The sequence below is a fragment of the Deltaproteobacteria bacterium genome (assembly GCA_016223005.1).
In the GTDB taxonomy this organism is placed as follows: Bacteria; Desulfobacterota; GWC2-55-46; order UBA9637; family GWC2-42-11; genus JACRPW01.
This window is the reverse complement of sequence record JACRPW010000046.1, coordinates 1-22,284: the sequence shown is the minus strand read 5'-3', so window position 1 is coordinate 22,284 and position 22,284 is coordinate 1. Positions and strand designations below refer to the sequence as shown.

Below are 22,284 nucleotides of genomic sequence, written 5' to 3'. Positions count from 1 at the left end.
AAAAGGACTGGGGATTTTTATTTTAAGGAAAAGGAGATATTGTGTCAAACATCACGGCTGTTCTTATCCTCGGACATGGAAGCCCTGTCAAAGAGGCAAATAATACACTTGTAAGGGTTGCAGAGTCTGTCAGAAATAGAGGCGGTCATGCTGTTGTCCAGCCTGCGTTTCTGCAGTTTGCCCAGCCTGATTTTCAGGGCGCTGTTGATATTCTGGTAAAAAAGGGCATCAGAAATATAATCGTGCATCCATATTTTTTATATATGGGCGCCCATGTGACAAAAGACCTGCCTTTTGAAGTAGAAACTGCAAAAAAGAAATACCCTGATTTGAATATTATCCTTGTGCCGCATCTCGGCTATCATGAGAAACTTGTGGATGTGGCAGTAGAGAGGATAAGATCAGTTCGGAGTTCGGAGTTCGGAGTTCAGAGTAAAAAACTGAAAACAAATCTCCCAACCCCCAACTCCCAACTCCCAACTGTAGCCCAGCATCCCATAGAGGCAGAAAGCTTTCGCCTTATAAGCGAACAACTGGATGAGTCAAAATTCAATTCACCAGAACTGCCGATAGTAAAGCGTCTGATTCATACAACTGCGGATTTTGAATATGCTGACTTGGTCAGGTTCGGCAATAATGCAATTGAAACAGGCATAGATGCAATTTCAAGAGGCTCTGATATAATTACAGATGTGAAGATGATAGAAGTTGGGATAAACAAGGAAAGGCTGAATAAGTTTGGCGGCGCTGTGAGATGTTTTGTGGCGGATAAAGATGTGGCGGAGTTTGCGAAAGAGGCAGGCATCACGAAAACAGCGGCAGGAATGAGAAAGGCGTTTGAATGCGGATTTTCTTTAACTCCAAACTCCAAACTCCAAACTCCAAACTCCAAAATTGTTGCCATTGGCAATGCGCCGACTGCGCTCCTTGAGATTGTAAAAATGATTAAAACACAAAATATAAAACCTGCGATTGTTATAGGTGTGCCTGTGGGTTTTGTTGATGCAAAAGAATCCAAGGAAGAATTGATGAAACTTAATGTGCCTTACATCTCAATCAAAGGGAGGAAAGGCGGCTCTACAGTTGCAGTGGCGATTGTAAATGCATTATTGATTATGGCAGAAGAAAAGTTATAGGATAAGGAGGTGATGGCGGGGGAATTAGAAATTAGAAATTAAAACAGGAGGAGATTATGAAGAAGATATTTAAGCGAGATTTATTGCTGTTGTTGTTCGCCATTATTTTAACACCGTCATTAGTTTATGCCCATACCGGCATTGGGCATACAACCGGATTTGCATACGGATTTAGCCATCCGCTTAACGGCATAGACCACATCCTTGCAATGCTCGCAGTCGGCATATGGGCAGCGCAGACAGGCGGCAGGGCTGTATGGTCTATCCCCCTTACCTTTGTCAGCATAATGATTTTAGGCTCTGTTTTGGGCATGTTCGGTGTTGCTGTGCCGTTTATTGAACAGGGGATTGTCATGTCTGTATTGATTCTCGGTGTTCTTATCTCTGCGGCAGTAAGTTTACCTCTGGCATTAAGCATGACAATTGTTGGCCTTTTTGCAGTATTTCATGGGCATGCACATGGAACAGAAATACCTGCAGGATTATCAGGACTTAACTACAGCATAGGTTTTGTCCTTGCAACCTCTTTACTGCATTTATCCGGTATCGGTGTCAGCATCTTATTCAAAAAACTTGATAGACCTCAACTGTTTCGTTATGCCGGCAGTGTAATCACGATAGCCGGGATTTATCTGGCTTTTGCATAAAAAGGTTGTGATTAAGGATTTCAAAATTTCAAATTAAAAAAGGAGGAATTTAAAATGGAAAGAATATTTAGCAAAGATTTTACATTTTCAAGGGCATTTCTGCCGGCATTGGTTCTTGCAGCAGTGGCATGTTCAATGGTTGTAATCCTGTATGGTGTTGATACCATTATCCCAATGGTTCATGACACATTCCATGATTTCAGGCATGTTTTAGGGATGCCGTGCCACTAAAGAACAGTTGTGAGTTAAGAGTTAATGAGTTTAAGAGTTTAAGAGTTTAACTCCTTAACTCCGCAACTCCAGAACTCCTAAACTTAACATAGGAGGTATATATGCAATTTCAATCTATTGATTGGAGGAAGGGCATTGTTTTGGGTGCCGCTAGCGGCATACTCTGGGGGTGGATTGCCATTGGTGTTAATGTAATTACTAGTGCATTCCCATTTGAACAGACCCCTTTACAGCACATAATTACATTTGGGGTAGGCGGTGCTGTGTTTGGCATTGTTGTGAGCGGTTTTTTAAATCTCCTGCAAGGATGGCTGCCATTTAAGAGTAGTATCACAAAAGGGGTTTATATAGCCATCTTCTTATGGATTGTTTTATTTGGAGGGGCATATGGTCTTGCCCTGACAACTCCAGACAGGTATAACTTCAATGTGCCTCAGGCAATACAGGGGCTTGTGCTTGCAGTGGTTTTAGGTATTATGCTCGGATATTTCTGGAAAAGGTTTAATGAAGAAAGAGCTTCGTAAAGGCTATACAACAGGTGCATGCGCAGCCGCTGCTGTCAAGGCAGCGGCTTTAGCATTTTTGACGCAAAAAAAAGTTAAAGATGTTGAGATAACCCTGCCGATTGGAAATGTTGTTATCCTTCCTATTTACAGATGTGAATTAGGCAAAAATAGAGCCTCTGCATCTGTCATAAAGGATGCAGGCGATGACCCTGATGTAACAAATGGGGCAGAGATTGTTGCAGAAGTCAGAAGTCAGAAGTCAGAAGTCAGAAATAATAAGGCATTTCAATTCACGCATCACGCCCCCGATACAAACATTCGGGGGCAGGCATCACGCATCACGGTCTTCGGCGGCAAAGGCATCGGCATTGTTACCAAACCGGGGCTTGCAATTCCAGTCGGCGAGCCTGCAATAAATCCTGTGCCAAGAAAAATGATTAAGAATGATGTTAGGGAGGTTTTTTCACGCATCACGCATCACGCATCACGCATCACAGTAGTTATCTCTGTCCCGCATGGCGAAGAAATCGCAAAAAAAACAATGAATCCCCGCCTCGGAATAATCGGGGGCATTTCCATATTAGGCACAACAGGCATTGTTGAACCATTATCTCTATCCGCATACCGCCATTCCATAACCTGCGCAATAGATGTTGCAATTGCATCAGGCTGTAAAGAACTGGTATTTTCAACGGGGAGGAGCAGTGAAAAAACTTTAGAAAAGGAATTGGAATTGCCTGAAGAGGCATTTATACTTGTCGGCGACCATATGGGGTATGCGTTAAAAGAGTCGAGAGTCGAGAGTCGAGAGTCGAGAATAAAAAAAATTATTATTGCGGGACAATTTGGGAAGTTCAGCAAACTTGCAGCAGGGTACTTTAAAACCCACTGCACAGATTCCAGCATCGAATTTGACTTTTTGTCCAACCTTGTAAAAAAGGCAGGGGCGAAATATGATATTATTGAAAACATCAAAAATGCAAATACAGCAAGGCAGGTGTTTTATATTTTAAAGGAAAACAATCTGGAAAACATTTTGAAAACAGTCTGTGAAAAGGTCAAAGAAAATGCAGCCGATATTGCAGCCACCGATAATATAAATTGCATATTGGTCGGATATGAAGGTGAGGTTATGATTAAAACATGACTTATATTATTGGCATAGGCATAGAAGGCAAGGAGAGCCTTTCAAAGAAGATACTAAAACTAATCGAGAATGCTTCTATTCTAATAGGCGGCAGGCGGCATCTTGCCTATTTTCCTGAGTTTAAAGGAAAAAGAATTGTGATAGGCTCTGATTTGAATAAAATCATAAAGGTTTTAACTCCTCACTCCTCACTCCTCACTCCTCACTATGCTGTCGTCCTTGCCACAGGGGACCCCAACTTCTTCGGTATTGCGGATTTTATCCTAAAAAGGTTTGGTAAAGACACGATAGAGATAATCCCAAATGCCTCTACTATGCAGGAGGCATTCGCAAGAATCAAAGAAAACTGGAATGATGCAAGGTTTTTAAGTGTGCATGGAAGAGGAAAGGTCAGGAGCCTGTCCCCGCAGGCTTTAAGCGGGGATCAGAAGTCAGAAGTCAGGGGTCAAAAAGATATAATTGATGAAATATCGGCATACAATAAAGTTGGCATTTTTACAGACCCTCAAAATACACCTTCAAAGATAGCAAAGGCACTCCTTGACAAAGGCATAAAAGATTATACTGCCTATATTTGTGAGGATTTGGGGACTGATAGGGAAAGGATTACAAAAGGAACACTATCCCTAATTTCCAAAAAAGACTTTTCACCGCTGAATGTGATGATACTGATGCGAAGTCAGGAGTCAGGAGTCAGGAGTCAGAAGGAAAAGGCTGTTTACGCATCACACCCCCGATACAAACATTCGGGGGCAGGCATCACCCCCGATACAAACATTCGGGGGCAGGCGTATCACGGTAGTTTCGGTATCCCAGATTCTTCCTTCAGCCATCCCAACGGCATGCTCACAAAAGAAGAAATCCGCATTATTAGTTTATCAAAACTAAAACTCAAACAGAACAGTATTGTCTGGGACATTGGCGCAGGCTGCGGTTCAGTATCCATAGAATCAGCACTTCTTGCAAAACAAGGAAAGGTCTTTGCTGTTGAAAAAGACAGAAAGATGATTACCTGTATTGAGAAAAATAAAAAGAGGTTTAATGTAAAAAATATGGAAGTAATAAATGGGGTTGCCCCTTCTGTGCTTAAAGGCATGCCCTCTCCGGATGCTGTATTTATTGGCGGCGGCGGAAAAGATATTGACAGGATAATAGATGTATGTGCAAAGAGACTAAAACAGGGAGGGAGGATGGTTATAAATGCCATAACCATTGAAACTTTATCAACTGCTGCCAAGTCTTTTAAAGGGTTAAAATGGAATACAGAGGTTACCTCTGTAAATATTGCAAAGACAAAGCCTGTCCCTGCATGCTTACAGCAGGGAGATGTCGCTGACCTTCACCTCTTTAATGCACATAATCCTGTCTTTATAATCGTTGGGGAGAAAAATCAATGAGTTCGCCTCACATCTCACACCTCACATCCCACGGTATTTTATATGGCATAGGTATAGGTCCTGGCGACCCTGAACTCATGACATTAAAGGCAGCAAGGATGTTAAAAGAGATTGATGTGATTGCTGTGCCTAAATCAAAGTCAGAAGGGGAAAGCCGCGCCCTTGATATAGTGAAACAGGTTATAGATATAAAGGATAAAGAAATCCTTGAACTCACATTCCCCATGAAAAAGAATCAGGATGAACTTGTGGACACATGGAAAGAGGCAAAGAGGCAGATTATAGAGCAGATTGAAAACGGCAGGGATGTGGCATTTATCACAATCGGCGACCCATTATTTTATTCTACATTTATCTACCTTCTTGAACAGTTCACAGTTCACAATTCACAATTCACAGTAAAGATAATACCCGGTGTTTCATCTATAAATGCTGCATCTGCCATAGCCTGCACCCCGCTGGTAAAAGGCAGTGAAAGGGTTGCAGTGATACCTGCAACCTATGAACACAACAAAATTAAACAAACATTAAAGGAATTTGACACTGTTATTTTAATGAAGATTAATAAAGTGATGGATAAGATTATCCCTATCCTAGAAGAGTTAAATCTAATGGAAAGCGCTGTTTTTATCTCAAATGCAGGACTAAATGATGAAGAGATTATCAGGGACATTAACCTTATAAAAGGCAGAAGACTAAACTACTTTTCCATGCTGATTGTAAAAAATGGCCCTTTCCAGAAACTGTCCTGTGTATGAGCCTTTGACCTGTGCCACATCTTCAGGCATTCCTGCAGCAACAATCATTCCTCCTTCATTCCCACCCTCAGGACCTAAATCAATTATATGGTCTGCTGTCTTTATGACATCCAGATTGTGTTCAATTATAACTATAGTATTTCCGCCTGCCTTCAAACTCTGCAGCACATCCAGAAGTTTCTGAATGTCTGCAAAATGCAGTCCTGTAGTAGGTTCATCAAGGATATATAATGTCCTTCCTGTTGCCCTCTTTGAAAGTTCCTTTGCCAGTTTGATTCTCTGTGCCTCACCGCCTGAAAGGGTTATTGCAGACTGACCGAGTTTTATATAACCAAGCCCCACATTAAAAAGGGTTTTAAGTTTCTCTCTGACAGACGGAATATTCTCAAAAAATTTAAGGCCCTCCAGCACCGTCATATCAAGTACCTCTGAAATATTTTTACCCTTATACCTTATATCAAGGGTTTCTCTATTATATCTCCTGCCATTACAAACCTCGCAGGTAATATATACATCGGGCAGGAAGCTCATCTCTACCTTTATTACACCATCGCCTTCACATGCCTCACACCTGCCGCCTTTAACATTAAAACTGAATCTGCCTGCCTTATAACCCATCATCCGTGCATCAGGGATATGTGCAAATAAATCCCGTATTGGTGTAAAAACCCCTGTATATGTTGCAGGATTTGAACGCGGGGTCCTCCCGATAGGTGACTGGTCAATATCAATAATCTTATCCAAAAACTCAAGCCCTGAGATTGCATCAACCTCACCTGCCCGCTCTTTTGAATGGTACAGCCTCTGTGCCAGCGCCTTATAAAGCGTATCTATAATCAGGGTGCTTTTGCCAGAACCTGATACACCTGTAACACAGGTTATAATGCCAATCGGGATTTTAACTGTAATATTCTTAAGATTGTTTGCCTTCGCACCTTTTATTGTAAGAAACCTTCCATCAGGTTTAGCCCTCTTTAATGGCAGAGGTATTTCCACAACCTTGCTTAAATATCTGCCTGTAAGAGAATCAGGGTTTTGCATAATTTCACAAGGTGTTCCCTGTGCCACAATCCTTCCGCCTTCTTCACCTGCACCGGGACCCATATCAATAACACAATCAGCAGACAAAATCGTTTCTTCATCATGTTCAACCACAAGCACGGTATTCCCCATATCACGGAGCCTTTTTAATGCAGATAAGAGTCTTGTATTATCCCTCTGATGCAGGCCAATGGACGGTTCATCAAGTATGTATAAAACACCCACAAGTCCTGAACCAATCTGCGTTGCAAGTCTTATCCTCTGTCCTTCACCTCCTGACATGGTTGCAGATGGTCTATCCAGTGTCAGATAATCAAGCCCTACATTGACAAGGAAGCCAAATCTCTCTAAAATCTCTTTCAAAACCCTTCTTGCTATCTCTGTTTCAGTCCTGCCAAGTTTAAGTTCTGTGAAAAATGACAGCGCCTCTTTTATTGACATCTTTGTAATATCATGTATTGACCTGCCGTCTATCTTTACAAAGAGTGCCTCCCTTTTCAGTCTTGAACCATTACATACAGGACATGGCTGGGTATTCATGTAAAGGGATAAATCTTCTCTGACACCAAAAGATTCTGTCTCATGATACCTTCTTTCAAGATTCTTTAAAATCCCTTCAAATGCCCTTTTGTAATAATGTCTCCTGTCCCCCTTTTCATAGTAAAATTCTATATCTTCATCACCAGAACCATACAAAAGGCAATCCTGAATCTTTTTGGGAAGGTCTTTGAATGGTGTGTATATGTCAAAATTATAATGGCTGGAAATGGCATCTATCATCTGATGAAAATATATGGATGATTTTCTCTCCCACGGGGCAATTGCACCATCCCTTAAAGAGAGTTCCTTATTTGGCACAACAAGGTCAGGGTCAAAATATAGTTTACCTCCAAGACCATTGCATTCAGGGCAGGCGCCATGGGGGCTGTTAAATGAAAACATGGTCGGGGTCATTTCAGGATAACTTATACCGCAGGCGATGCAGGCAAGGTTTTCATTGAAAAGTATCTCCTGCCCCCCTGCAATCTCTATCTTCACAATACCATCGGACAGTTTTGTTGCGGTCTCAACAGAATCCGTAAGTCTCTTTACAATCCCTTCCTTTATGATGAGCCTGTCTATTATAACATCTATGTCATGTTTTTTCTTTTTGTCCAGATGAATATCTTCTATTAAATCCATGACAATACCATCTGCCTTTACCTTTGTATAACCATCTCTCCTCAACTGCTCCAATTCCTTTCTATATTCACCCTTTCTTCCTCTTACAATTGGAGAATAAAGGATGGTCTTTGTCCCTTCAGGAAAATCCATAATCCTGTCAACCATCTGCTGGACAGTCTGGGCAGTAATCTCCCTGCCGCATTTGTAGCAGTGCGGTTTGCCAATCCTTGCAAACAAGAGTCTTAGATAATCATAGATTTCTGTAATAGTGCCGACTGTTGAGCGGGGGTTTTTTGATGTGGTCTTCTGTTCAATGGCTATGGCAGGGGATAGTCCCTCAATGGATTCAACATCAGGTTTATCCATCTGTTCAAGAAACTGCCTTGCATATGCGGACAGACTCTCCACATATCTGCGCTGCCCCTCTGCATATATTGTATCAAAGGCAAGGGATGACTTTCCTGAACCGCTGACACCTGTTATTACAACTAGTTTATCCCTTGGTATTTCAAGGTTAATCCCTTTAAGATTATGTTCTTTTGCACCTTTGATGATAATCCTGTCCATAATGAATCATATAATGTTACACCGCCTGCCAGATTTCTTCAAGTTTTAAAACAGTTTTAAAAAAGTTTTGTCATTCCGCAATAACAAACCTCTGTCCCTTCTCATCAAAATCAAATGCAATCCTTGCACCTGGTTTGAAATCAATCGTGTCTTCATAAATAACATCAAATTTATTAGGATTGTTTGACTCGCTTAACTTTATGACTACATTGTGCATGCCGGGTTCCACAATAATATTTTCAAATACAAATGATGAGCCGTTCTGCCACAACCCTGCAGGTCTGAAAGATTTTGCCATGACTATTTTATTGTCAATCTGCACCTCTGCATAAACAGGAAATCTCCTTAACACAATCTCTGATTTGGGTCTCATATGCCTTGGCAGTTTTTCCAATTCTTCATTAGATAAAGCCGCCTTGACCTTTGATGGCTTCCCGCTGTGCTTGAAACTAAATACCATAAGCGAATCCCTTTCTTTAAAAAATGTATAGGGGACATCAGAGAGATAGACTGTTATTGCAGCAGCAAGGGTTAATATAGAGATGCCCATTGGTGTAAGTCTGTCTTTTATAAACCTCTGCCTTATTATTTTACCTGAGCCCTTTTTTGTTGTAAGTTCATTATTAAAATCCTTAAGTGTAGTGAAAAAGTCTTTAGTGTGGATTTTAGACAGCCATACAACCCTTACTTTATCAATGTCAACTGTCTTTTTTTTCAGGACAGGGGGACGGACATTCAATATCCTCTGTTCAAGCCATCTATTGCCTTCTCTATAGTGGCAGTCATTAACCTCGCACCCTGCTATAAACATACCGTCTGCCCCTGATTTAAAGGCATGTTCCATCATTATTGGCTGAAGCATTGCAACACACGGCAATATCATAACACGGCAATTCGGCATATCTTTTAGTGCCCTTGTTTCAGGGTCTATAAGCCCTTTCATCTGGACACCATAGCCGCAGACAACTGCCAAAATCTTTGGTTCGGTTGATGCAATTGCGTGAAAATCACATGCACCTATACAGAGTCCGCAGGATGCACATTTCTTTTCAGCAACAACTGCCTCAAACTCATACGGTCTGCCGTCAGACCTTTTCCTCACATATATTGCCTCATAAGGGCAGTCCTTGAAGCAGAGTTCACACCCATTGCATGTTTCAAGTCTGACCTCTGCCTTTGGCAGTTTTTTAGTTCTTATAAGCCATGGAAGAAATGTCAGGACTAAAGTGCCGATGCCTGCAAAGAGCCATGAGTACCATACAGGCAGTGCAGCAATCATGGGGTAGGCAGGCAGATAAAGCCAGTCTATGCCAAACCTTGCTGCAGCAATATTTAAATCTGCTGGTATCTGGCTTGTTGCAGGGATTATAATACATACTGCTATGAGCAAGATGCCTATGGTTTTATTCAGTGCTGCAGGCGGATGAATAACAGGTCTGGAAATCCTTACTAGATGTATCCATGCTGCTATAAGTATCAGGGTAGGAATAGATAGATGCAGGAATATTATACCTATGAACAAGAGGTTTGAAACCATGGAATTACTCAAAAATGCCCGGGAAATGGGCTCCCCGAATATAGGGAGAAAATCAAGAAATTTGACAGTTATAGATGCTATGACCTGCGACCTCTGGTCCCATACCATCCAATAGCCTGTTACACCCTCTACCCAGAAGGTAACCATAAGCACCACACCTGTTACCCATGCCACCCATCTCCAACTGCGGAATCTATTATTTAAAAATTCCCGCACAAGATGCAGGAGCATGGCGATCATAAGCCCGTCAGATGAATATCTGTGAATGCTCCTCATTATGCCGCCCAGATACCACTGGTTGTTTGTCAGGTATTCAATAGATTTATATGCCTCATCAACACTTATCCTGTAATAAAAGAGGAGGTATATACCTGATACAAAGTCAAACCATAGAAAGAAGAATGCAATTGCCCCAAGGTAATACAATGGGTTAAACCTTGGAGAGAATATCCTATTGAATATCTCTTCTATAATAAGAAGACCTTTATGACCCATGGATAATACCTTATCAAACATTCTAACCTCCCTTGCCTATTGTTAAGGTTTTACGAAATTATGCAACATTTTAACCATTACAGAAAAATACTGATATGACTAAAATCATATATACCCTTTTGATAATATGGCAATTATTTGGGGTAATATTAAACTAAATCCCAAAAATAGACATTGTTTTTTGGGGTAAATAATTTTTATGTAAATAATTTTTATTGACAAGCAGGGAGTTCAGGCATATAATCTCGGCGGTTTTATAGTTACCCATCTGTGCAGATAATAGAAAAGATTAAAGAACTTCTGGCACAAAGATAGTGCAGGGAGAAACAATAAAAAGGAGGAAGAAAAGGATGAAGAAGGTAGTAACATTAGCATCAGCAGCAGTAATAGCATTTTCCCTTTCTGCGGGAACAGCCTATGCAGACGGCAAGGCAGTATACATGGCAAACTGTTTAGCATGCCATGGTGATAAAGGGCAGGGCAGCCCTGTTGGGCCTGCACAGAAGGGCAATAAATTTATATTAGAAAGCAAGGACGAGGATATCAAAAAGATAATCCTTGAGGGACGTGGAGGGAAGGCAAAGAAATATCCAAAGATACCAGGGGATATGCTTCCGATGAAAGGCAAGATTAGCGACAAAGACATTGCTGATGTTATAAAGTTTTTAAAGACAGACCTTCAGAAGTAATAACAGCAAAACATATAGAGGGGGCAAATTGTCCCCTCTTGCTTTTCAGTTATAGGTCAGCCGTCTCGGCTGACACAAAAAGTCTAATCCACCCTTTTCATTATACAGTTAATATGTCTTGACTTGAAGATTATCTCTTTAACACCTCTTTCAAAGACAATCGTCCGTTCTGCGATATCCATTGTCCTCCCATTTATCCTGCTGGTCAAAAGATATTCATTTACACCTGCCTTAAATGTATGGGTTATAAAAAATCTGAGTCCTTTGTAAAAAGGGATGATAATATCAAACAGATATGCCCTTATCCCTGTGATTATATCAAGATAGGGTGTTGTCCTTTGAAACTTCATCCTATCATCCACATAAAATGGTATCTTGTCTATCCCAAGACTTAAGATAAACAGTCCGCTCTTCCTGGTGCCGCTATACCGAAGGAATGAGATGGATGTATCTCCCTTAATAAAATAAAGCCTGTCCTTATGAAGAGATGATTCAATAAATAATAGACCATCTGAGTCCATGTCAAAGAGCCAGTCTTCAAAAAAGACTTTGTTGTTGAAATTGAGTTCGTATCTGCTTTTTTCTCTAAGTTCAAATCCTATTGCCTCTCTCACACTATTGTCAGCAGGGAGATTCATGACAGTTTGTTGTTCAGAAGGGATGCCGACAGTTATATATTCGTCATAATCTTTATGTCTTACAAGAAAGTCTGAAAAATGAGGCGGAAGTGTTGGCGACCACATAGATACTGCTGGTTGAAACTGGATATGCAGATGCGGGTAAGGGGACAATCCTGAACTGCCCGCATAACCCACTGTCTGCCCTTTTTTCACTACCTGCCCAATATTAACCGTAATGCCTTTTTGTCTGAGATGGGCTGCTACAGAAAAGAAATCAGGGCAGTGCTGAATGATAACATAATTACCCCAGTTGTATTGCAGATTTGTGGAGGCTACAGGGTTATCTGTTACAGATGATACTACAGCGGCAACTATACCGTCAGCAGATGCAATCACAGGCATATCATAACAGTAATGTTCATTAAGTCCTTCACCTGTGTTACTATATGGCTTTCCGTTTTTGCCAGGGACAACAAAGTCAAGCCCATATCTAAATATCCCCTTGTGAGTGTGGACGCCGTCAACACTCTGGCTGACAAACCACCACCCCATAAATGGCAGCGACAATCTCCTGTCTGTTAACAGATTTATCCTGCCTCCCTCTTTCTGCCTGATGGATGTCATGACATTCCCTTCAGGAGATTCAGGTATCTGCACCCTGCGGAGGTCATTATGCCATACACACCTGTCCATCATATAGAGTGTCAACAAGGTAACAAGGTTAAATGGGATGGTAAGCACAGGCAGTCCATAATTTAAAAGTATAGACGAAAAGGCGCTTCCTGTTATAACCGTAAATACAGAGGCAATGATACCTATAAACAGACTCTTTGCACTTAAGACAAAGAATATACCTGCAACTGCAATAGATGTGAGTATGGCATTGAAACCGCCTGCTGTCATAAAGAGGGAATATGCTGGAAATATGGACACGAAGGCAATGCATGCAAGATATGAGATTATAACGACAATACCCATAAGCCTTGAATACAGGAATAAACCTCCGAGCACCAATATGCCTGATAAGGAATTGGGGCTAAAGATTATATAGCCAATATTCGTAAGGAATGTTTCTATCTCAGGATAAGTGAATATAATATAGTTCTTAGTATTTCCCGCACCGTCACCGGCAAGAATGGCAAGCCATGTAACAAGGACAAAAGGGATACTCATATACGGGAGCGAAAACCTTTTCAAAAAAACAGACAACGTCCCTGTTACAACTGTCAACAGCGAAGAGAAAAGTAATATATATACAATCGCCTGCATGCCCCTTATCCCCATGTAAAGGGTCATGGACATGCCGAGAAGGACTGCATTAAACCCATACAGCCCTGCCCTGATTTCAAGCCTGTTTATACCTAGACCCAATGCAAAGGAGTTTGCAAAGATACAAGAAAGCAGGGCATTAACGGCTATACTGGGATGGACAAATGTGGATGATAGGATAAAGAGACCGACAAACCTGTTTTTTGCAAAGAGTATCTGCGAGTAACTGTATAGGACGGTATCAATAAAAAAGATGAACTTTTCGTTTTTAATCCAGCTTTTAATTTTCCTCATGGAGAGTTAATCTTTCAGGGAGTATTTCCTTTTCCTGCAGGTATGCTACATCCTCAGCCTCCCTTATAATATCCACACTGCCATCTTCGCCTATCAATATTACAGGGGGTCTCATCCTGATGAACTGCATCCACTGGCTTGTATTATAGGCACCGAATGGTCTCACTACAAGGGCGTCACCCTTGTCAAGGGGCGGAAGTTTTATGTAATCCCTCACCACATCTATCTGCATGCACAATGGTCCGTATATGACATGGTCCTCAAGAAATGCCCCCCTGTCCTGCACAGGCATCATTTCCATATCATACCAGAAACTCGTAACCATCAGGTTTACCCCTGCGTCAAGGATAATCGCCCGTATGCCTGATGGCAGCCTTTTTGTAGCAACTACAGTGGTTATGAGGGAGCCTGCCTCATCAACAAGCGCCCTTCCTGTCTCCAGTATCAATGTTGGCAGGTTGTCATGGGGAAATGCCTCAAGCACGATTTTACAGATATTCTCTGCATACGCATCAAAACTTGGCGCCATATAGGTTGTGGGAAGGTATGTTGACTTAAGCCTGTTTCTTGATGCAAAGCCGCCGCCAATATCAAAGTACTTTAGCACCACCCCGAATTCATCTTTTAATCTGGAGGCAAATGCGCACATGCCCATCACCTCATTTAAGTAAAACTTTGGTTCAAGAATGAATGTGCCGATATGGGCATGGATGGATACAAGTTTAAGTTTTCCGCCTGAGATAATACGCTTTGCAACCTCATAAGCCTGTCCGCTCTCCAGATTTGAACCAAACCTGTCCCATGCAGGGTACATGCCTGTATCCATATTAATTCTCATGCCTATCTCAATCTGTTTTCCTATAGAGGCTGCAAGTTTCTCCAGAAAATGGACCTCAACAAGGCTGTCTATATTTATTATCGCACCCTCTTTGACAGCGGTCATAAGGGACTGTTCAGGTTTGTATGGCCCATTATAGACTATCCTGTTTCCGCTTACACCAAGCCTTCTTGCCATCTCATACTCATGCTCTGATACTACCTCAGCCCATGAGCCTTCCTGATGCATTACACTACAGACAGCCTTAAGATAATTGGTTTTGTATGACCATGCAATCTGGCCCTTCGGGTATCTGAGTTCAAATGCCCTCTTTAATTCAGAGAGTTTCCGCCGCATGACGGTCTCTGAAAAGACCACAAGGGGCGAACCAAATTCCTTTAGCAAACCATCAACAGAAATGCCGTCTATATCAGTGCATCTGTTAAGTCCTGACGGCATGCCCATCTCATTCATCATACCGACAATATGTTTGACCATTGTGGGTCTTTCATAAGGTCTTTTGCTCATAATGTATCGCTCCTTTCGTATTTAGTATATCAAGGGTATCTACCTTTAATATGACTTCATCCACATATCTGTTAAATATCACGCCTATTTTGTATTCAGTAGTTTTTTTCACCTTCTCACCGCAGGCAATCTTAACTGTCAGCCACGGAAGATTTATGCCTGCTGCCTTTGCCAGATATATCCATGCAGGAAATCTAGGGTTGACCTCAAGGAGATTGTATTCACCTGTATTCTTATCCTTTATAAGTTCAAGTTCCAGAGGACCACGCCACTTCATTGATGCAAAAAACCTTTCAGTAATCTCAAAAAGCGAATTATCCTTTATGGTTATTCCTGACCATGCCTTTCCCTTGTCCGTAATATATAGTTTTTTCATACACACAGCGCCTATGTAATCCCCTCTGCCGTCTCCAACCGCAGTAATATTATATTCCTCACCCTCTATGTATTGCTGGAGGATTACAGGCATTCCCCATTTCTTTGTAATTTTGTTTACAAAGCCCATTGCCTCATTCATATTATTTGCCTTGTAAGCCTCATAGAACAGTCCCTTTACTATAAGTGGAAAACCTATTGTATCAGCCGCTGCCCCAAGTTTGTCCGTCTTTCTAATGCAATAGTCCTGCGGCACACTTATTGACAGCCTGTCTCCCAGTTTTCCTATGTTTATCTTTGAACATGACTCCAATTGTTCTCTGGCAGGCAGAAAGGTCATTATGCCGTGTTTATTGATGTCATTTTCTATAGACAGGAAATTATAAAGTTCAGAATCAAGTGTAGGGATGATAAAGTGAAGTCCAACCTCATTGTGCACCTTTAGAATATTATTCAAAAGATAATCTGCACCCTCAGATGGATAAGGAAGTAAATACGAATGAGAAAAGTAATCCTTTACATAAAGCCCTGCATCAAGGGCATCATAGCCGAAACCTATTCCCCTGCCCTTCCATGTGGTGACTTCACTAATACATTTCATCACCGCTATGCCAGGGGCAGGGCTGTCTGTTGAGTTCAGTCCTGTAACCCCAATATTAAACTTTCGGTACATCTATCCTGAACCCCATAGTTTTCAACAATGAAAGAAACTCTATTATGTCCTCAACTGCCCTGTCTTTATTAGTGTCAAACCCTTCTGCCAATCTTTCTGCAATCATATTTATATCATCACCGCCCTGGAGCATCTTTACAATTACCATCCCTGTCTTATTGAGGCGGTAGGTGTGTCCTGTTGACGGGTCAAAGACAAAACCTGTTTCGCTGACTGCTATGTCCATAAGTTGTTTCTTCATTCTATACTAAAGGCAATAAATATGTTTACATAAATTTTGGTAGCCGCAGGCTTTAGCCTGCGTTATGACGCACCCTAAAGGGTGCGGCTACCAATTTTGAGGATTTGATACCAGATTGTGTATGGACTATTTCCCTTTCTTTAGTTCATTTAAACCATCAAGGGAACTTACATACCCGGGCGCCAGTTGAAGAGACTTGTTGAAGAATTTTTCTGCCTCAACCTTGCTGCCCTTCTTTAGATAACTCCATCCCATGCCGTCATAAGGTGCAGCCCATATATCGTCATCCTTATGGAGTTCCTGAAGTTTTTTAAATGTCTGGATTGCCATATCATAGTCCTGCTTGTTGTAATATGCCGATGCCAGTGTCAAGACTGCCTCGCTGTATTTGCCAAATCCCTTTTCAGTCTTTGGCGATGATGACAGATATTGGGTAAATAGTTTAATTGCATTGTCATAGTTCTTTTTCTTGTAATGTATGTAACCCTCCAGCATATCAGCATCTGCATATTTAATGCTGTTTTTCCTGATAGTGTCTACTGCAGACACTGCATCATCAAACCTGCCGTAATTGTAGTATGACCACGCTATAGTAATATAGAGGTCATTCAATTCCTTCTTTTCCTTGATTAGTGCTGCCAGTTCATCATTATTAACACCTTGTGGGTATATATTTATAGCAGATGTAAGACTTGCCTTTCCTTCGTCAACCCTGCCAATCTTTATGAGGGAAAAACCAACACCTCTGTAAGGTTCTGCAATATAAGGATTTAACTGGACCGCCCTTCTAAACTCAATAAGGCTGTTTGCATAGTCCTTCCTCTTATAATAACTCCAACCAAGTGTTATCTCTGCATTTGCATCATATGGAAATGCCTTTACAGCATTCTTTAGATATTTTATTGCCTCATTAAAGTTATTTCTGTTGTAGGATACATACCCTATGCCCAGTATGGCATCGTAATCATTACTGTTATCCTTGAGAATAGAACCAAAGTATTTTTCTGCATCATCATAATTCTTAAGCATAAGGCTGCTCCATCCAAGACCCCTTGTGGCACTTAAACGTGCTTCAGGGGATAAGTTCTGTTCCTTTAAAAGATTGACAAAAAACTCTTTTGCCTTATCAGATTGCCCTGTGTAGTAAAACCTCCATCCATCCCCTGACTTGCCAAGCCTTGCATTTGCAACTGCAGATAAACCTGAATATGCATCTGCGTAAGTAGGGTCAACCTTAATAGCCTTGTTAAACTGTTCTTCAGCATCATTATATTTTTTCTGTGAATAATATACCCACGCCAGTCCGCTGTTTGCATCCGGCCAGTCAGGGTGTGTTTTAATGGCTGTTAGGAATGATTCTTCAGCCTTTGTATAGTCATTCTTGTAAAGATAAGACCATGCGAGCGTTGTTTGTGCATCGCTGTAAAGCCTGTAAGGGAATCCAGTCTCCTGGGCAAAGGATGTCTCGTACACAGGCATTAGGTTTGGGTTGATTGACAGGGATTTTTTGGAATATTCAATTGCCTCATTATATTTTCCAAGTTTAAGTGCAGCATAGCCAGCACCTCTCAACAGGTCGTCGTCAGAGGAATACTCACGAATACCCGATTCAAATACTAGAAGGCTGTTTTTGAAAAGTCCTGCATGATAAAGTGACCAGCCGAGATACGGATAAAGTTCCTTGTATTCTTTAGCACCCCTTATGGTCTTTAAAAACTCTTCGGCTGCCACATATCCAGGCAGGATGTTTATTGCAGCATAGAATTCTATAAGTGCGGATTTTCTATCGCCCTTTTTATTAAGGGCAAGTGCTAACCCGTAATGTGCATCAGCATCATACGGAGAGATGACCGTCTGTTTCTTAAACCCGTCTATAGCCTCATCATTTCTGTTGGCTCTGAAATAACCCCATGAAAGAAGGGACTGCACATCATACTGAACAGGATTTAGTTTTAATGACTGCTTAAATGACTCTATTGCAGCACTAAAGTTTTTGTTCTCAAATTCAATAAGTCCTATACCCTTATGGGCATCGTAATTATCTTGTAGTTTTAAAGAACCCTTAAATGCCTCTCTTGCCTCTTTATATTCTTTATTGCCTGAATGACTGTAACCCAATCCCAGATATACCCTCCACATCTCTTTTTCAGGGAGGAGGCCCTGTTTGTCCTGAACAACAGCATCAAAGGATTTTACAGCATTTTTGAAATCACCGGCATAGTATTGCGCCCATGCCTTGTTAAAGTTTTCGTATCTCTTTATACCAACAGCAGCAAGCCCTTCACTGGCGCCTGCATGATATGGAGATTTTCTTATGATGTCTTTAAACATCCTTTCTGCCTCTTCTACCCTCCCAATCTGAAATTTTGACCATGCCATTCCATTGAAGGCATCTATGTTATTAGGGTCAGTCTTATAGAGTTTTTCAAACTCTGTATATGCCTCACTGTATTTCTTTTCATTATAAAGTTTGCCTGCCTTCTGGATGTCCTGGGCAGACAACTGTCCAGAGGTAATGACTACCATGAAGGATACTACCGTCAATACGACCAAAATCTTTCTAATCATACGCGCCTCCCATGAAGAAATTGATTACTTTATTTGGTTTTAATCTGCCTTAACCCCTCTTGCGAACTTACATATCCGGGAAAGATTTCAAGCGCCTTTTTAAAGGATTTTTCAGCCTCATCTTTCATCCCTAGTTTTAGGGCGCTCCAGCCAATGCCGTCATAGATGTCATACGAGAGTTTATAAATATTAAGCCCTTTATTAAATTCTGTATATGCGCCTTTGTAATCACCCTTTTTATACATTGTCCAGCCCTTTGCTGCATAGACTTCCACCCAGTTAGGATATAACTGCAGAACCTTCTGATATTCCTCTATGGCACCCTTGAAATTTCCATCCAACAAAAGTCTGGCACCTTCTGCCATTACTGCCTGTTTAATAACAAATAACTGCCCCTTGCCTGCAATCGCCAGTTGATTTTTAGGCTTTATCTCCAACGCGGTGTTGTAATAGTAGTCTGCCATGTTGTAGTCCTTTTTGCCCATGTATCCGTTTCCAAGTCCAGCATAGATGTCTGCGTCCTTTTTACTGGAGTGTGTTTTAGCCTCCTCAAAGAAGGTTATGGCTGTGGAAAAATCCTTTTCCTGCAATGCAACGAATCCCCTTATCAGATTGCTGTCAGAAGAATACGGATTTTCAAACAATGCTGCAGCAAGGTATTTTTTTGCCTCTGGCAAATTGCCAAGTTTAAAATGATTATAGGCTATTCCTTCTATAGCGCCTACATGGGTTTTATCCTTTCCCCTCATGGTTTCAAAGATTTTAAGAGATTCCTTATAGTTGCCAAGTTTAAAGTCTGTCCATCCCAGACCCTCAAGGGCATCCATTGAATCTTTATTAAGTTTATTCAGTCTTTCAAACTGTGCCTTTGCATCCTCATATCTTTCAATCTTAAAATAACTCCATCCAGCCATAAGAAGTGCTGTCTTATTGTTTGGATTTTCAGCCAAAGCCTTTTCATAACTAGATGCACTCTCTGTATAGTTCTCTGCTGAAAAATACATATTGCCTTGAGACTCATACTGGGAGGCTATGCTGTAGCCAGAGACTAAAACTACTATGATAGTCATGGCAAGTGTCCTTACACTAATCATAAATTTACCTCCTTAAAATAGAAAAGCGAAAGACTTAAACCGATCGCCTTTCGCTTTTCGCTTTTCGCCTTATGAATTCTGTATTTTTAGAAACTCCAGAATAACTTTGTCATATATTCACTAACGGTGTCATCTGGCGCTGTGGCTGCGGCAGTCGTTGTTGTCCAGCCCTTTTCATTTGGTATAAACCATGCGCCTGAAAGGGTTAGGCTAAGACCCTTTGCCAATTGATGAACAAACGCAAGATTATATTCCTGCCCCAACTCATCATCCTGATAATCGTATGATGGATTGTTAGCTGTCTTTTCAGCAAGATAAAAGGTTGATGCAGAGGCATTTAGTGTAGACTTGGCTGTTAGTTTGTACGATGCCTTTAAACCAATCCAGCTTAGGTTGCCAATACCGCCAGCCTGTGAACGGGCGGGATGGGCAAGTTGGGCACCGCCATCTCCTGAATCACCCCCATCCAGAAATATGGAGGTATGGGTATATGACGGCGTTGGGGTTCTAAACTCTTTATAGTCACGGTCAGAAGCAGTCTGATTGTCATCACCACTACCATACCCATATATTGCCTCTAAAGTAAGTGGGGGACCACCTGCCTTTGCAAAGTTATAACTTGCCCTGACATCATAAGCATGCGCATTATAATCATAAGAAGACGAGACACCAGCAATATTTATATCTGTATCACCAAACATAGCGGCGCCTGTCAGTCGGACATTCCACGGACCTTGTGCAGCTGCTACTGTTCCGACAAGCCACATAGGTCTATCTTCTCTATATGTTCCAGCAGTAGTACTATTATTATCTACATAATAGTACCAGCCAAGCACACCGCTAAAAACAGAGCCAGCAGGGCTGTATGGGATAACCAGTGCATAAAGTTTAGCATCATCCTCTGATGCGTCAGATGTGTCAAAGACAGAGGCAATGAGAGTAAGGGCAGGGCTCACAGGATATGTGATAGTAAGTCCCTCCCATGTCCCCATATGTATAAATTCTCCAAGTGTGTAAGGACTTGTTGCCCAGTATTTACCTACCTTGACAACAGCGCCCCCTAATGGAAACTGAAGAAACATCTCACGGTTCCATCCAGAAGAATCCTGCCCCTCGCCCCACTTGTAACCTTGAGAGAATGGGGCAGCAGAGTTGATTTGCAGCCTTCCCATAACAGGACCCTCATAAATATCTATGTTCAACCTCAATCTATGCTCTACATAAGACCATTTTTCATCAGCACCTGGCCTCTGAAGGCTGCCGTTTTGTGACATATTTTCAACCATAAATCCCATTACCCTGTAATGACCGTTAAATTTAGCATCAGCAGCATATGAAGATGCTGTCAACAGGCTGGCAGCAAACACAGCAACTAATAAAACTAATAGTCTCTTCATTGTTTTTCTCCTATTTTGGGGGACAGTCCCTATTCTACGACTCTGCTCTGCTCCGTAAATTAGGGACAGCCCCCCTGGATTTATCCAGAATCTCTTTAAATTATTGTTTTTTTTAACAGTTCTAAAAAATCCTGTCAAGTATTTTTTCTTGGGAATATATCTTGGGAATATAGAATTGACAAACTGCCATTTTGTATCTACAATAGCCACATGGAGGATGAGGTGTGCAACTTGTTGGCATAAGGATGTGGTTGTAAAGATAAACCCCTTTCCGAAATAATTATTGAGGATAGAAGGTGATATATGAAATCCAAACCATGGTCAGGTCGTTTTACACAGGAAACAGATAAACTTGTTGAGGAGTTTAATGCCTCAATCTTACTTGATAAGAGGCTTTATAGGCATGATATTATGGGTTCAATTGCCCATACAAGAATGCTGGCAATGGTAGGGATTATTACAAAGAAAGAGGCAGATAAGATTATCTCTGGACTCAAGACAATTGAAAAAGAGATTGATGCAGGCAGGTTTAAATTTACATCTGATATGGAAGACATCCACATGGCAATAGAGAAAAGACTTATTAAGAAGATTGGCTCTGTTGGCGGGAAACTGCATACTGCAAGAAGCAGAAATGATCAGATTGCCCTTGATATGAGATTATATTTAAGGGATGAGATTAAAGAGGTTCAGGGACTTATAAGAAATTTACAAAAAACCTTTGTAAACATTGCAAAGAAAAATCTTGACTGCATAATGCCCGGTTATACGCATCTCCAGCGGGCTCAGCCAATCTTATTTAGTCATCACATCCTTGCATACTATGAGATGTTAAAACGGGACTATGAAAGGTTTGGAGACTGCTATAAGCGTGTGAATGCCATGCCCCTTGGCGCTGGTGCGCTTGCAGGAAGTCCGTATCCTCTGGACAGGGATTTTATAGCAAAAGAATTGGGGTTTGCAAAACCAACTGACAACAGCCTTGACTCTGTGAGCGACAGGGACTTTTGCATAGAGTTTTGCGGAGCAGCCTCAATTTTAATGAGGCATTTAAGCAGATTCAGCGAAGAACTGATACTTTGGTCTGCAAAGG

At 41.3% G+C, this 22,284-nt stretch carries 18 protein-coding genes; 9 read left to right on the top strand and 9 right to left on the bottom strand.

Going from position 1 to position 22,284, the window contains the following annotated elements:
* The first annotated feature begins 41 nt into the window (after positions 1-41).
* From HZC45_05780 to cobI, 7 genes are all read left to right on the top strand, one after another.
* The gene (locus tag HZC45_05780; protein ID MBI5682658.1) at positions 42-1,136 is read left to right on the top strand and encodes a precorrin-8X methylmutase; all 1,095 of its coding nucleotides are present in this window, start codon (positions 42-44) and stop codon (positions 1,134-1,136) included.
* Positions 1,137-1,192: 56 nt separating this feature from the next.
* On the top strand, positions 1,193-1,783 hold the full coding sequence (locus HZC45_05775) for a HupE/UreJ family protein (protein MBI5682657.1): 591 nt from the start codon (positions 1,193-1,195) through the stop codon (positions 1,781-1,783).
* A 54-nt stretch (positions 1,784-1,837) separates the two neighbouring features.
* Positions 1,838-2,014, top strand: coding sequence for a CbtB-domain containing protein (locus HZC45_05770; protein MBI5682656.1), 177 nt, complete (start codon positions 1,838-1,840; stop codon positions 2,012-2,014).
* A 101-nt stretch (positions 2,015-2,115) separates the two neighbouring features.
* Positions 2,116-2,538, top strand: a complete 423-nt coding sequence (locus HZC45_05765; protein ID MBI5682655.1) for a hypothetical protein — start codon at positions 2,116-2,118, stop codon at positions 2,536-2,538.
* Positions 2,519-3,667 (top strand): cobalamin biosynthesis protein CbiD, encoded by a 1,149-nt coding sequence (cbiD, locus tag HZC45_05760; GenBank protein MBI5682654.1) that lies wholly within the window; start codon positions 2,519-2,521, stop codon positions 3,665-3,667. The genes HZC45_05765 and cbiD overlap by 20 nt, the downstream gene beginning before the upstream one ends.
* Positions 3,664-5,064 (top strand): precorrin-6y C5,15-methyltransferase (decarboxylating) subunit CbiE, encoded by a 1,401-nt coding sequence (gene cbiE / locus HZC45_05755; protein ID MBI5682653.1) that lies wholly within the window; start codon positions 3,664-3,666, stop codon positions 5,062-5,064. The genes cbiD and cbiE overlap by 4 nt, the downstream gene beginning before the upstream one ends.
* Positions 5,061-5,822 (top strand): precorrin-2 C(20)-methyltransferase, encoded by a 762-nt coding sequence (cobI, locus tag HZC45_05750; protein MBI5682652.1) that lies wholly within the window; start codon positions 5,061-5,063, stop codon positions 5,820-5,822. The genes cbiE and cobI overlap by 4 nt, the downstream gene beginning before the upstream one ends.
* Here the strand turns inward: cobI and uvrA are convergent.
* Together uvrA and HZC45_05740 are read right to left on the bottom strand one after the other, a co-directional pair.
* Positions 5,760-8,594 (bottom strand): excinuclease ABC subunit UvrA, encoded by a 2,835-nt coding sequence (gene uvrA, locus HZC45_05745; protein ID MBI5682651.1) that lies wholly within the window; start codon positions 8,592-8,594, stop codon positions 5,760-5,762. The two genes, cobI and uvrA, sit on opposite strands and share 63 nt — an antisense overlap.
* 70 nt (positions 8,595-8,664) lie before the next feature.
* Complete coding sequence (locus HZC45_05740; protein MBI5682650.1) at positions 8,665-10,647, bottom strand: hydrogenase iron-sulfur subunit; 1,983 nt, start codon at positions 10,645-10,647, stop codon at positions 8,665-8,667.
* 329 nt (positions 10,648-10,976) lie between these two features.
* On the opposite strand from HZC45_05740, the gene HZC45_05735 reads away from it, so the two are divergent.
* Entirely contained in the window at positions 10,977-11,315 is a 339-nt protein-coding gene (locus HZC45_05735; protein ID MBI5682649.1) for a c-type cytochrome, read from the top strand.
* An 83-nt stretch (positions 11,316-11,398) separates the two neighbouring features.
* Here HZC45_05735 and HZC45_05730 read toward each other — a convergent pair whose 3' ends face one another.
* From HZC45_05730 to HZC45_05700, 7 genes are all read right to left on the bottom strand, one after another.
* Positions 11,399-13,498 (bottom strand): urea transporter, encoded by a 2,100-nt coding sequence (locus HZC45_05730; GenBank protein ID MBI5682648.1) that lies wholly within the window; start codon positions 13,496-13,498, stop codon positions 11,399-11,401.
* On the bottom strand, positions 13,485-14,843 hold the full coding sequence (locus HZC45_05725) for a diaminopimelate decarboxylase (protein ID MBI5682647.1): 1,359 nt from the start codon (positions 14,841-14,843) through the stop codon (positions 13,485-13,487). Before HZC45_05725 ends, HZC45_05730 begins: the two co-directional genes overlap by 14 nt.
* A complete protein-coding gene (locus tag HZC45_05720; protein MBI5682646.1) occupies positions 14,824-15,891 on the bottom strand; it encodes an ATP-grasp domain-containing protein in 1,068 nt (355 codons plus the stop codon). Before HZC45_05720 ends, HZC45_05725 begins: the two co-directional genes overlap by 20 nt.
* Positions 15,875-16,132, bottom strand: coding sequence for a PqqD family protein (locus HZC45_05715; protein ID MBI5682645.1), 258 nt, complete (start codon positions 16,130-16,132; stop codon positions 15,875-15,877). Before HZC45_05715 ends, HZC45_05720 begins: the two co-directional genes overlap by 17 nt.
* Positions 16,133-16,258: 126 nt before the next feature.
* Positions 16,259-18,700 (bottom strand): tetratricopeptide repeat protein, encoded by a 2,442-nt coding sequence (locus HZC45_05710; GenBank protein ID MBI5682644.1) that lies wholly within the window; start codon positions 18,698-18,700, stop codon positions 16,259-16,261.
* Between the two features lie 29 nt (positions 18,701-18,729).
* On the bottom strand, positions 18,730-19,794 hold the full coding sequence (locus HZC45_05705; GenBank protein MBI5682643.1) for a tetratricopeptide repeat protein: 1,065 nt from the start codon (positions 19,792-19,794) through the stop codon (positions 18,730-18,732).
* 86 nt (positions 19,795-19,880) lie between these two features.
* Positions 19,881-21,191 (bottom strand): hypothetical protein, encoded by a 1,311-nt coding sequence (locus tag HZC45_05700; protein MBI5682642.1) that lies wholly within the window; start codon positions 21,189-21,191, stop codon positions 19,881-19,883.
* A 303-nt stretch (positions 21,192-21,494) separates the two neighbouring features.
* On the opposite strand from HZC45_05700, the gene argH reads away from it, so the two are divergent.
* Positions 21,495-22,284: argininosuccinate lyase (gene argH, locus HZC45_05695; protein ID MBI5682641.1), on the top strand; the 790-nt coding region annotated here is incomplete at its 3' end.